General features: G+C 36.3%; 12 protein-coding genes and 1 other annotated feature. Of the genes, 3 read left to right on the top strand and 9 right to left on the bottom strand.

Annotated features, from left to right (window positions below):
* On the top strand, positions 1 to 645 hold a 645-nt coding region (locus BAU23_RS24025; protein ID WP_116733317.1), incomplete at its 5' end, for an LPXTG cell wall anchor domain-containing protein.
* 117 nt (positions 646 to 762) lie between these two features.
* Here the strand turns inward: BAU23_RS24025 and proS are convergent.
* Positions 763 to 2,193, bottom strand: coding sequence for a proline--tRNA ligase (gene proS / locus BAU23_RS24020; RefSeq protein ID WP_001040967.1), 1,431 nt, complete (start codon positions 2,191 to 2,193; stop codon positions 763 to 765).
* Between the two features lie 46 nt (positions 2,194 to 2,239).
* Positions 2,240 to 2,446 (bottom strand) — a binding site (T-box leader).
* A 93-nt stretch (positions 2,447 to 2,539) separates the two neighbouring features.
* Positions 2,540 to 2,833 carry a YesK-like family protein gene (locus tag BAU23_RS24015; protein WP_000383857.1) on the bottom strand — a complete coding sequence of 98 codons (294 nt, stop codon included), beginning with the start codon at positions 2,831 to 2,833 and terminating at the stop codon, positions 2,540 to 2,542.
* A gap of 155 nt (positions 2,834 to 2,988) precedes the next feature.
* Here BAU23_RS24015 and BAU23_RS24010 point away from each other — a divergent pair, with 155 nt between their 5' ends.
* Positions 2,989 to 4,302: an alkaline phosphatase family protein gene (locus tag BAU23_RS24010; protein WP_000356428.1), complete on the top strand. Its 1,314-nt coding sequence runs from the start codon at positions 2,989 to 2,991 to the stop codon at positions 4,300 to 4,302.
* Between the two features lie 108 nt (positions 4,303 to 4,410).
* A complete protein-coding gene (locus BAU23_RS24005) occupies positions 4,411 to 5,694 on the top strand; it encodes an MFS transporter (protein WP_000738807.1) in 1,284 nt (427 codons plus the stop codon).
* Between the two features lie 73 nt (positions 5,695 to 5,767).
* Here BAU23_RS24005 and BAU23_RS24000 read toward each other — a convergent pair whose 3' ends face one another.
* From BAU23_RS24000 to BAU23_RS23970, 7 genes are all read right to left on the bottom strand, one after another.
* Positions 5,768 to 6,019 carry a helix-turn-helix transcriptional regulator gene (locus tag BAU23_RS24000; RefSeq protein WP_002078892.1) on the bottom strand — a complete coding sequence of 84 codons (252 nt, stop codon included), beginning with the start codon at positions 6,017 to 6,019 and terminating at the stop codon, positions 5,768 to 5,770.
* A gap of 56 nt (positions 6,020 to 6,075) precedes the next feature.
* On the bottom strand, positions 6,076 to 7,308 hold the full coding sequence (locus BAU23_RS23995) for an MFS transporter (RefSeq protein ID WP_000992564.1): 1,233 nt from the start codon (positions 7,306 to 7,308) through the stop codon (positions 6,076 to 6,078).
* A 66-nt stretch (positions 7,309 to 7,374) separates the two neighbouring features.
* A complete protein-coding gene (locus BAU23_RS23990; protein WP_001254441.1) occupies positions 7,375 to 7,956 on the bottom strand; it encodes a TetR/AcrR family transcriptional regulator in 582 nt (193 codons plus the stop codon).
* Between the two features lie 80 nt (positions 7,957 to 8,036).
* The gene (locus BAU23_RS23985; RefSeq protein WP_000817983.1) at positions 8,037 to 8,180 is read right to left on the bottom strand and encodes a hypothetical protein; all 144 of its coding nucleotides are present in this window, start codon (positions 8,178 to 8,180) and stop codon (positions 8,037 to 8,039) included.
* A 127-nt stretch (positions 8,181 to 8,307) separates the two neighbouring features.
* Complete coding sequence (locus tag BAU23_RS23980; RefSeq protein ID WP_000394358.1) at positions 8,308 to 8,562, bottom strand: hypothetical protein; 255 nt, start codon at positions 8,560 to 8,562, stop codon at positions 8,308 to 8,310.
* Positions 8,563 to 8,575: 13 nt separating this feature from the next.
* The gene (locus BAU23_RS23975; RefSeq protein ID WP_001031763.1) at positions 8,576 to 8,890 is read right to left on the bottom strand and encodes a thioredoxin family protein; all 315 of its coding nucleotides are present in this window, start codon (positions 8,888 to 8,890) and stop codon (positions 8,576 to 8,578) included.
* A gap of 10 nt (positions 8,891 to 8,900) precedes the next feature.
* The gene (locus BAU23_RS23970) at positions 8,901 to 9,272 is read right to left on the bottom strand and encodes a DnaJ family domain-containing protein (RefSeq protein ID WP_000382366.1); all 372 of its coding nucleotides are present in this window, start codon (positions 9,270 to 9,272) and stop codon (positions 8,901 to 8,903) included.
* Between the last annotated feature and the right edge of the window lie 37 nt (positions 9,273 to 9,309).

The raw sequence follows: 9,309 nt of genomic DNA, 5'->3' as shown, positions 1-9,309 counted from the left end.
GGTTCTGGCGGTAACGGCTCTGGCGGCAATGGTTCTGGTGGCAACGGTTCTGATGGCAGTGGTTCTGGCGGTAACGGTTCTGGTGGCAACGGTTCTGGTGGTAACGGTTCTGGTGGCAACGGTTCTGGTGGTAACGGTTCTGGTGGCAATGGTTCTGGTGGCAACGGTTCTGGTGGCAGCGGTTCTGGCGGCAGCGGTTCTGGTGGTAATGGTTCTGGTGGCAGCGGTTCTGGTGGTAATGGTTCTGGTGGCAATGGTTCTGGTGGCAGCGGTTCTGGTGGTAATGGTTCTGGCGGCAATGGTTCTGGTGGCAACGGTTCTGGTGGCAGTGGTTCTCAGGGCGGAAACCGTGTTAAAGGCGATAGCAGTTCTCAGGGTGGCAACGGCTCTCAAGGCGGAAACCGTATTAAAGGCGATAGCAGTTCTCAGGGTGGCAACGGCTCTCAAGGCGGTAACCGTATTAAAGGCGATAGCAGTTCTCAGGGCGGCAACGGTTCTCAAGGTGGAAATGTAAAAGATAATGCGAAAAAACAAGGCGATAAGTTACCTAATACTGCAACACATTATCCTGCATCAATTTTAATGGGGATTTCGACATTCCTAATTGGTGTGTTACTATTTATTCGTCGTAAAAACGCAAAATAAAAAACAACATCCTTCCATCTAAAAAATACATGATACAAACAATAAAACGAAAAAGGACTTTGAGTTGCATTTTATCATGCAATCCAAAGTCCTTTTTATCATCTATAAGAAAGAGTATTAATACGCTTTTCCCCAATACACCATTTGCTTCGCCTTTTTACTACAGCAAATACATTCGTCAGCTAAGTGCTCTTGCTCAAAAGGCATACAGCGTGAAGATACACCAACTTCTTCTTTTAGCTTCTCTTCACAAGCTAATTCTCCGCACCACATTGCCTTAATAAACCCTTGCTTTTCATCCGCCACTTTTTTCATCTCTTCAAAATTCGTCGCACTATACGTATTCTCATCGCGAAATACCTTTGCTTTATTAAATAAAGAATGATGAATCTCCTCAAGTAATGATCGGATGCGCTCTTCTAATTGATCCATTGATATAAACTCTTTTTCTTTCGTATCTCGCCTTACAAGTACAACTTGATTCTTTTCAATATCCTTTGGACCAACTTCTAATCTAATTGGAACACCCTTCATTTCATACTCATTAAATTTCCAGCCAGGTGTTTTATTACTAGCATCTATTTTTACTCGCGCAACCTTTTGAATACGCCCTTGTAACTCTGTTGCTTTTTCTAAAACGCCTTCTTTATGCTGAGCAATAGGGACAATAACAACTTGCACTGGTGCAACTTTCGGCGGCATTACAAGTCCATTATTATCGCTATGAACCATAATAAGTCCACCTATCATTCTTGTTGATACACCCCAAGATGTTTGGTGTACATATTGCCATTTACCATTACGATCTAAAAACTTAATATCAAATGCTTCTGAGAAGTTCGTTCCAAAGTTATGAGATGTTCCTGTTTGAAGCGCTTTTCCATCATGCATTAAACTTTCAATCGTATAAGTTGCCTTCGCTCCTGCAAACTTTTCTTTTTCTGTTTTTTGCCCTTTAATTACTGGTATCGCTAAGTAATCTTCACAAAAAGAAGCATATAGATTTAAAATATTTAATGTTTCAGCTTGTGATTCTTCTGCCGTTTCATGAATCGTATGACCTTCTTGCCATAAAAATTCAGTTGTACGAAGGAATGGTCTCGTTGTCTTTTCCCAACGAACTACTGAACACCACTGATTATATAGCTTTGGCAAATCATTATATGATTGCACAATCTTTGAAAAATGCTCACAGAATAAAGTTTCAGATGTAGGGCGTATACAAAGTCTTTCCGCTAACTTTTCATCTCCCCCATGCGTAACCCATGCTACTTCAGGAGCAAACCCTTCCACATGATCTTTCTCTTTTTGCAATAAACTCTCCGGAATAAACATTGGCATATACACATTTTCATGACCAGATTCTTTTAACTTTTCATCCATCACTTTCTGCATATTTTCCCATAAGGCATAACCGTACGGACGTAGAATCATACATCCTTTTACACTTGAATAGTCCACGAGTTCCGCTTTTTTTACAATATCGGTATACCACTGCGCAAAGTCCTCTTCCATCTTTGTAATGGCTTGCACTTGTTCTTTTGCCATAGTCAGTCTTCCTCCTTTAGAAAATACAAAAAAGCCCGCGTCCCTAAATAGGGACCGAGCTTTGCCGGCGTTACCACCCTGATTCATACACAAAAATTGTATATGCTCTCTTCTTGATAACGGGAAATTCCCGCTGCATATGCAGAACTCAAAGGCAGGTTCCATATTGCCTTTTTAAGAATCTTTCAGCCTGGCGGATTCTCTCTCTGCTAAAAAGGTTGAATATGTACTAGTCCTTTTTCATCGTTATAACGAAATAAATTTGTTGATTATCATAATACAAATCCTTTTTTAAAACAATAGCTAATTTTCTCATTATTATATATTCTTTTCATTTTTTGCAGTTTTATACGTAGCTTTTTCGAGAGATTTTTACAAGTTGATGTGCAATCATACCGATAAGTGTACCTAGTAGAACGAAGAAACCAATAAATCCATATCCCATTCCTTCCCATCCACCAATAACCATCATTGTAGCGGGAAAGGATGCTAAGCAAAGAAGTATTAAACTAAGTGCAAATATAATATCGAACTGTTTGTCTGGAAACCGTTTCTTTAGTACATACGAAATAGCAAATACGAGGATAATCGTGATTCCGCCAATGATGTAAAAGATACCAAATCCATCTAGCCAATCCATAGTATTCCCTCCTTCCATTCATTCCCTTATACTTAATTATATGTTTAATTTTTCTGAAAATAAACAATAAATTTTTGCTCAAAAATATATTTTTATTACTAGGTATTAATAGTAATATATAAGAATAGGTTTTATATAATCAGGAGGGAAACTTTATGGATAAAGCATTAACAAACCACGTCATTATTTTATCTTTCGATTGCTTATCAGCTTTAGATTTTCCTATATTACAAAAACTTCCTAACTTCCAATATTTAATAAAAAATGGCGCTGTTGTGGAAAAAGTGGAGCCAATTTATCCTTCTGTAACGTATCCAAGCCACTCAACAATCGTAACCGGTAATTATCCTAATAAGCATGGCGTTGTCAGCAATACATTACTTCAACCAGGACGTGAGTCACCAGATTGGCATTGGTATCGAAAGTCCATTAAAGGAACAACTCTATACGATGAAGCACGCAAAGCAAATTTAACGACAGCTGCCCTTCTATGGCCTGTTACTGGAAGAGCAAATATTGATTACAATTTACCAGAAATTTTTCCAAATAGACCGTGGCAAAATCAAATTTTAGTTTCATTATTTAGCGGTAGTCCGCTATATCAATTAGATTTAAATCGTCGTTTTGGCCATATACGAAATGGACTGTCACAGCCTGAACTTGATGATTTCGTCCTCGCTTCTACTGTACATACAATCCATACGAAAAAGCCAAATGTTATGTTCGTACATTTTACTGATTTAGACACTCAAAGACACTATCATGGCTTTGAGTCTAAAGAAACAATAGCTGCAATCCACAGACACGACGAACGCCTTGGAAAAATTATTGATGCATTAAAAGAAAGCGGGATATACGAAGAAAGTACAATTATTGCACTTGGCGATCATAGCGCTTTAAGTGAAAACAAAGCCGTTCAATTAAATGTACTATTTCATGAAAAAGGGCTTATATCTATAAATTCAAAAGGAAAATTAGTAGATTGGAAGGCCTATTGCCAAAGTTGCGACGGGTCTGCCTATGTATATGTGAGAGACAAAAACGATACGGATACAATTCGAGAAGTACAACTACTCCTTGAAGACCTGCTTCAAAATAAACAAAACGGAATTGAATTTATACTTCATGATGAAGATGCGAAGGAATGCGGTGCAGACGGTAATTGTTTATTTATGTTAGAAGCACAAGAAGGGTATTATTTCACTGAAAACTATACAGGAGATTTTATAAAAGAAATTACTGCAAAAGATGTTACGCCTAGTAAAAAATATACATTTGGAACCCATGGTTACTCACCAACAAAACCTAACTATGAAACAATTTTTATGGCTGCTGGGAAAGGTATTCAAAGCGGCGTTACAATTCCGTATATGAGACTGATTGATGAAGGTCCGACTATCGCTAGGTTACTCGGTTTGCACTTAGGTGAAACAGACGGCGCAATTGTAGAGGATTTACTTCAATTGTAAAGAACTGTGTATATATGTAAAAGTTATGTAAAAATCATCACTGTTTCTCTTTTTATAATTTTTATTTTTGTACACTGTTAGTAGAACAAATTTAAGGGGGAACATTATATGAAAAAAATGTCCAGACAAGAAAAAAGCTGGATATTATACGATTGGGCGAACTCGGTATATTCGCTCGTCATTACAACTGCATTATTTCCAATTTACTTTAAAGCAGCTGCAAAAGAAGCTGGACTATCTGGTGCAACTTCAACAGCCTATTGGGGATATGCAAACTCGTTCGCTACACTTTTAATTTCTATACTCGCTCCCATTCTCGGCACAGTTGCTGATTATAAGGGATTTAAAAAACGATTTTTCACATTCTTCTTTGGACTCGGTATCGTATTTACAAGTATGCTAGCAATTGTTCCAACATCTCAGTGGTACTTATTACTAGGATGCTATATGCTCGCATTAGTCGGCTTTGCTGGAGCAAATATTTTTTATGATGCATTTTTAGTAGATGTTACCTCTGGAGATAGAATGGACCGAATTTCTACGCGAGGTTTTGCATTAGGTTACATTGGGAGCACAATTCCTTTTATCGGTTGTATTGCTCTTATCATTCTTGCTCAAAAAGGAACTATCCCCTTATCAGTCGGAATTGCTAGTCAAATTTCCTTTGCAATAACAGCTCTTTGGTGGGGACTATTTACGATACCAATGCTAAAAAATGTAGAGCAAACACACTATATTGAACGTCATCCAAGACCAATTGCAATGAGTTTCAAGCGCCTTGCTAATACTTTTAAAAATATTAAAGAATATAAAACTGTATTTATGTTCCTAATAGCTTACTTTTTCTACATTGATGGGGTCGATACAATTATCACTATGTCTACCGCTTACGGAACAGATCTCGGTATTAGTGCAACTAACCTATTAATCATCTTATTTGTAACACAAATTGTCGCTTGTCCATTCGCTTTATTATATGGAAAACTATCGGAAACATTTACCGGTAAAAAAATGCTATATGTCGGTATTATTATTTATATCATTATCTGCACATATGCTTATTTCTTAAAAACGACACTTGATTTCTGGATTTTAGCAATGTTAGTTGCCACTTCTCAAGGCGGTATTCAAGCACTTAGCCGTTCATATTTCGCAAAACTAGTACCGAAAGAATCTGCAAATGAATTCTTTGGATTTTATAATATCTTTGGTAAATTCGCAGCAATTATGGGTCCGGTATTAGTAGGTGTCACAACACAATTAACAGGAAAAACAAACGCTGGTGTACTTAGTATTATTGTTCTGTTTATTATCGGTGGATTCCTATTAACTAGAGTTCCTGAAAATGATACATCTATTACACCACCTACCCCTAAAACTAAAACGATATAAGAAAAAGATCCTCTTCATATGAGAAGGGGATCTTTTCTTTACTTTTATCGATAACGCCCCACAATTAAAGACGCTACATCTTATACAAAAATAGTTTATCAACAGTTGTTCCTAATACTTCCGCTAAACGGAATGCTAGCGCTAAACTTGGATCATATTTATTATTCTCAATTGCATTTATCGTCTGTCTTGAAACTTTACACTTATCAGCTAATGCACCTTGTGAAATATTATTTTCAGTGCGTAATTCATAAATTTGATTTTTCACATCTTTTCTCCTAACATGTAAAATCGTTTTTACAACATTAGTATATAATCGGTACATTTCATTGTCAAAAGACTACCACAAGAAAAGGGAGCCATTCTGCTCCCTTACAATGGTTATTTCGAGGCTAACGAATTTGTTAGTTCCTCTTTATTAGCGACATCATCTTTATTTATTTGCATGCGTAGAATTGGGCCTATTGCCAATAAAATAAGTGACGTCGCTATACAAAATACAATAACTAGTGAAGTCATTTCCTTCAATCCTCCAGCTAGCGATGTTCCGATTAACATAGCACCCATAAATAATGGTAAAATTGTTCCATTTACTCTTCCAATCATGTTTTCTGGTACAAGTTGAATCATAAGCGTACCGACAACGATATTAACACAAGCTAAACAAATACCTGTTCCAAATCTCATGAAACTAGTAATCCAAAACGATGTAGATAGCCCTTCTACTAAAAATGACATCGCTAATATGCTCATACCGAATACAAACATCTTTTTCGGATTCACTTTTGAAGCGAAAACTACAGCAACAATACCACCGATCAACATACCGATTCCATCAGCTGCGGCTAAATATTGAACTGCTTCTTTTTCCATTCCAAGCCGTTCTATTACAAGAAACACCTCTAATGGATTCGTTAGTCCAACAGCTAAGCCCATAATGGTGAAAGTGATCGTAATCATACGTAAATTTTTCGTATGAAGAACGTATTTCCAACCCTCTTTTATATCATTTTTTAATGAATCCCTCGTCACTTGCTCTTGTTCAACCCATTTTGGTAAAAATGAAAGAGCGATAGCAGATAACAAAAATAAAATGATTAAGCTATATAGTGACGTAAATAAACCAAGTTGTGTATACACAAGCGATCCTACCACCGGTCCAAAAATCATAAATAATGACTGTAATGTTTGGTTAAATGCAATCGCATTTGCTACCTGTTCTTCCTTTACATAGCGCTTAAATATACGCGAAGATGATGGCTGAGAAAACTGACCTACAATCGCGGAAATGAGTGTTGCAAAAAATATAGCCTGCCAATAATCCAGCTTTAACAACAAGACAATTCCTATAATAGACAGTACACTTAACACATCCCCAGCAACCATTGTTCTTTTCGGATTCCAGCGATCAGCTAGCGCACCACCGATAAACGAGAAAATAAAGATAGGTGCATATTCCATAACTGATAATAAAGAAACAGAAACCGGATCATTATTCGTTCGCTCCATTATGAAATATAAAAGAGCCATATTTCTGATCCAAATTGCAAATTGTTGTAAAATATCAGATGCCATAACGAGCATAAATGCTCGGTTTTTAAATAAAGCGTTCATTTTCATTCCTCCTTTATAAACCGACCGTTCGGTCTAATTTATTCTGTAAGAAAAGCAGCTGACTTATTATTCAGCTGCCATTCCTTTTAACAATACATCTATTGCCTTCTTATAAATACGTTTCAGCTCTTTATGATCTAACTCGTAGTAAAGTACTCCAAGCCCTGATAATAATCCATTCACAATATACATAAGGTCGCGCGTATTATCTTCACGAAACTCTCCAGACCGTACGCCTGCTTCAATTAGTTCCTCAAACATAACATATGATTCTCTAGTTAAAGCTAACAGTTCATCCAGAATCTCTTTACTTACAACTTGGCTCATAGAGAATTCCTCTATTGCATTTGAAATTGGTTGCTGTATGTCCTCTACATAATATTCCGCGAGACCATATAGTTTTTCAGTACTAGTACTATACAACTTCTCTTTTTCATTCCATTTTTCAAGCCAATCATACGTATGCTGTTTTACTACAAATAAAAATAATTCTTCTTTACTTTTAAAGTGATAATAAATGCTTCCTTTACTTCGCTCTGTAATTTCACAAATCTCTTCCATAGATGTGGCTGCATAGCCCTTCTGTGAAAACAGACTTTCTGCTTTATATGCAATTTCTTTCTTTATCTCTTCTGCGCTTCTTCTCATATTCACACCTCTTTAAACCGACCGTTCAGTCTAATAATAACAAATAAAAAACCTCTATCGCAAGAGGCTATATTCCTTATTTAAGAAAACGTACGTTCAAACCATGTTCGAATCATATGTATTATTCCAATTTTAAATCCTAATTTAACAAGAAATACGCCTCCCGCAGCTAATAAAAATAACACTACTTTCCCCTTATTTTTCACTTTCGGCTCCCTTTTCATTTCCATTCCCCTTAGTATGTTAAAAGTATTTAAACAAACGTTTGTTTAACTGTTTTTATGCATATGTAAGCCAACTAATCAAACGTTTGTTTAAAAAGAAATACGCCCCCTATAGGGCGTATTCTCATCAATCACCGCTACCTCCACCACCGCAGCTACCTCCTCCACTATCTCCGCCAAAAGACCCTCCACAATCATGTGAACCTCCATCGTGCGAGCTATCATTATCAGATCCAGCAAAGAAAAATAATGGTGATGAGCTGTTAGATGAATTATGAATGTTATTTTGTTTCGTAAGATTTACCTTCTTTTTGTTTGATCGAACTGCTGTTACGATTGTTCCAACTACAACAAATAATAGTATGATAATAATAAATTCCATATAAAAGCCTCCCTTAATCCTCGAATAATTGAATGGTTCTCTCTAGATTTTCAAGTGAAATGAAGCGCGATTCACGAAGGATCTCTTTTCCATTATAAAATAATAAAACTGTTGGCCCTGTAAATACTGCATACCGCCCCGCAATCTCTTGCATGTCTTGTAGTAATATTTCTACTTTCTCTACGTAATCATAATTCTCTAATACATAGTTTACTTTTCGTAGCATAACATCACAAACGCCACAATTTTCCGTTTTAATAAATAGAAGTACCAATTGTTGTTTCTCAATATATATTGCTAATTCTTCTATCGTTTCAAATTTATTCATCTTATCCCTCTTAACGTAATTTACGAAATACTTTATCCTGATACATACGAAATGCTGAACTATCTTTAATCTTTCTCTTTTCCATTACCTGCTGAAAACGTAGTGTTTTTGCTGTTAACTCTTCTTGTAATTTTTTTCTCTCTGCTTCATCATAACAACAAGCGATTAAATCCTCTATTTTCAATATATCTTTTTGCAATTCCATTTCTGGTGGAATCATGCCTGCATTTTTCAAGATTTTATAACTCATTCTTAATTCTGGAGGTACCATTGAAAGATCTTCTAATTGTAGTGGTTTTCCTTGTCCCGGAATATTATCAAGATCACCATTCCGTATCGCTTGACGAATTTTTTCCTCAGCAATGTTCAAAAACACATCCACACTATCCCCTCCCTTACATATTTTTACTATTATTTTA

Source organism: Bacillus nitratireducens (assembly GCF_001884135.1).
Lineage (GTDB): Bacteria > Bacillota > Bacilli > Bacillales > Bacillaceae_G > Bacillus_A > Bacillus_A nitratireducens.
Note: the sequence above shows the minus strand (reverse complement) of the source record. Positions and strands in the feature narration are given on the sequence as shown.